We start from the raw sequence: 2719 nt of genomic DNA, 5'->3' as shown, positions 1-2719 counted from the left end.
CGTACCCGCGCGCCGCGGCGCTCGGCGTGCAGCAGCACCTCGGCGCCGGGCGGCGAGTACTTCACCGCGTTGGAGAGGAAGTTGGCCAGCACCTGCTGCAGGCGCATGGCGTCGACCCGCACCCGCAGCGGCGGGCATTCGGCCAGGCGCAGCTGCACCTGGTGCTGGGCGGCATAGGCCTGGTTGCTGGCCAGGGCCTCCGCCAGCTGCTCGGCGAGCGCGCAGGGCTGCAGGTCGAACTGCATCTTGCCGGCTTCCAGCTTGTCCATGTCCAGCAGGTCGTTGATCAGGTGGCTGAGGCGCTGGCTGTTGGCCTGGGCGATGCCGAGCATCTGCTGCATGCCCGCCGGCACCGCGCCGAGGGCGCCGCCGTTGATCAGGCCGAGCGAGCCGGCGATGGCGGTCAGCGGGGTGCGCAGCTCGTGGCTGACGGTGGAGACGAACTCGCTTTTCAGCCGTTCGATGCGCTTGGCCTCGCTCTGGTCCATGGTGGTACCGGTGATGCGCAGCGGATAGCCGTCGGCACCGCGCTGGATATAGCCGCGCAACAGCACCGGCAGCGGCGTGCCGTCGACGCACAGCAGGCGGCAGTCGATGGTGAAGTAGGTGGCACCCTGGCGCAGCGCCTGCATCAGGCTGGTACGCGCCGCCGCCAGGTCGTCCGGGTGCACCAGGCGCTCCCAGCCCAGCGGGTCGTCGGCGAAGCCAGGCGGGCCCTGTTCGGGGTGGCCGAGCATCTGCCAGCCGCGCGCCGAGGCGAAGAAGCTGCCGGCCTTGAGGTCGATGTCCCACCAGCCGTCGTTGCTGCCCTTGAGCGCCAGGGCCAGGCGTTCCTCGCTCAGGCGCAGCTGCTCGGTGATGCGGTCGGCCAGTTGCTGCACCTGCGCGCGGCGCTGGCTGAGGCTGCTGACCAGGAAGAACAGCAGCAGGCCGATGCAGCCGCCGAGCGCCAGCAGCGAGCTCTCGCCGCGGTGGGCGTCGGCGAGAAAGCCCGGGGCATGGTGAAAGTGCAGGCGCCAGCTTTGGCCGAACAGCTCCAGCTGGCGCTGGGCGGCGGCCGGTGTGCTGGCCGGGGTATCGCCGCGGCTGCTGTAGAGCAGCTCGCCGGCCGCGGCGGCGGGGCTGGCGTAGAGCTCGAAGTCCAGCTCGCGCTGGCGGCCGCCGAGGATGCCGTGCATCAGGTCGTGCACCCGGTAGGGGCTGTAGGCGAAGCCGCGCAGGGCGGCCAGGCGTTGCTCGGGGCTGTCCAGCGGCTGCCCCGGCCAGTACACCGGCACGTACAGCAGCAGGCCCGGCTGCACCCGGCCGTGGGTTTCCTGAACCAGGGTGACGCGCCCGGACAGGCGGCTCTGGCCGCTGCGCGCGGCATCCAGCATGGCGGCCCGGCGCACCGGCTCAGACAGCATGTCGAAGCCGAAGGCGACCAGGTTGCGCCCGGCGAACGGCTCTATATAGCGGATGGCGCTGTACAGCGGGCGCTGGCCGAACGGGCGCACGCGGAAGTTGATAAAGCCCTCGGTGCGCAGCGCGGTTTCGAAGGCGGGCAACTGCTCGGCGCGCAGCACCTGGCTGAAACCCAGGCCCTGGATGCCCGGGTAGCGCTCGCCCAGGCGCAGGCGCTCGGCATAGCGACGCCAATCGTCGCGGCTGACCTCGTCGCTGGTGTCGAGCAAGGCGGCGGCGCCGAGCAGGATGCTTTCCTGATTCTGCATGCGCTGGACTATGGCTTCGCTCAGCTCGTCGGCGAGCAGCTCGAGCTGGCGCGCGGCGGCTTCGCTCTGGCTCTGGCGCAGGTTGTGCCAGGCCAGCAGCGTGGCGCCGAGGGCCAGCGCCAGCACGCCCCAGGCCAGCAGATTGGCGCGGCCGAACAGCTGGCCGAGCAGTTGCAGACGCAGCCCGTTGGCGTTACTCATGGCTGCCCCCGGCCAGCGGCAGGTCGATCCAGAAGGTGCTGCCCTGGCCCGGCGTCGAGTCGAAGCCGATCTGCCCGCCCATGCGTTCGACCAGCTCCTTGCTGATCGCCAGACCGAGGCCGGTGCCGCCCTGCTGGCGGGTGTCGCCGGCATCGGCCTGGGCGAACTTGCTGAAGATGCGCGGCTGGAAGCTCTCGGCGATGCCCTGGCCATGGTCGCGCACGCTGATCCGCACCCAGCCCTGGCGCGGCGCGGCACTCAGCTCCACACGTTGGCCGGCGGCGGAGAACTTGGCGGCGTTGGCCAGCAGGTTGGCCAGCACCTGCTCCAGGCGCTGGGCATCGGCCAGCACCTGGCAGTCGGCGCCGGGCAGCAGGCGCAGCTGCACCCGATGGTGCTCGGCATAGGGCTGGTTGCTCTGCAGCGCCTGCGCCAGCAGCGCGCGCAGGGCCAGCGGCTGCAGCTCGAGGCGCATCTTGCCGGCGACCAGCTTGTCGATGTCGAGCAAATCGTCGATCAGCTTGCGCAGGCGCTGGCTGTTGCTCTGGGCGATCTCCAGCATCTGCCGCATGGCCTCCGGCACCGCGCCGAGGGCGCCGCCGTTGATCAGGCCGAGCGAGCCGGCGATGGCGGTCAGCGGGGTGCGCAGCTCGTGGCTGACGGTGGAGACGAACTCGTTCTGCAGCTGCTCGCCGCGCTTGCGTTCGCTGATGTCGCTGATGAAACCGTGCCAGAGGACGTCGCCGCCGGGCAGGCGCTGCGGCGCGGCGCGCCCCTCGACCCACAGCGGGCCGTGCAGCGGGTGC

The 2719-nt window shown here is 71.3% G+C and carries 2 protein-coding genes; both read right to left on the bottom strand.

Features of this window, described 5'->3' with window-relative positions:
* The coding region (locus N878_RS17020; RefSeq protein ID WP_021444804.1) for a CHASE domain-containing protein at positions 1-1913 on the bottom strand (1913 nt) is incomplete at its 3' end.
* On the bottom strand, positions 1906-2719 hold an 814-nt coding region (locus tag N878_RS17015), incomplete at its 5' end, for a cell wall metabolism sensor histidine kinase WalK (RefSeq protein ID WP_021444803.1). The genes N878_RS17015 and N878_RS17020, both read right to left, overlap by 8 nt.

The organism is Pseudomonas sp. EGD-AK9, assembly GCF_000465935.2.
Taxonomy (GTDB): Bacteria; Pseudomonadota; Gammaproteobacteria; order Pseudomonadales; family Pseudomonadaceae; genus Aquipseudomonas.
The sequence above is the reverse complement of the archived record's forward strand: the minus strand, read 5'-3'. Positions and strand labels throughout refer to the sequence as shown.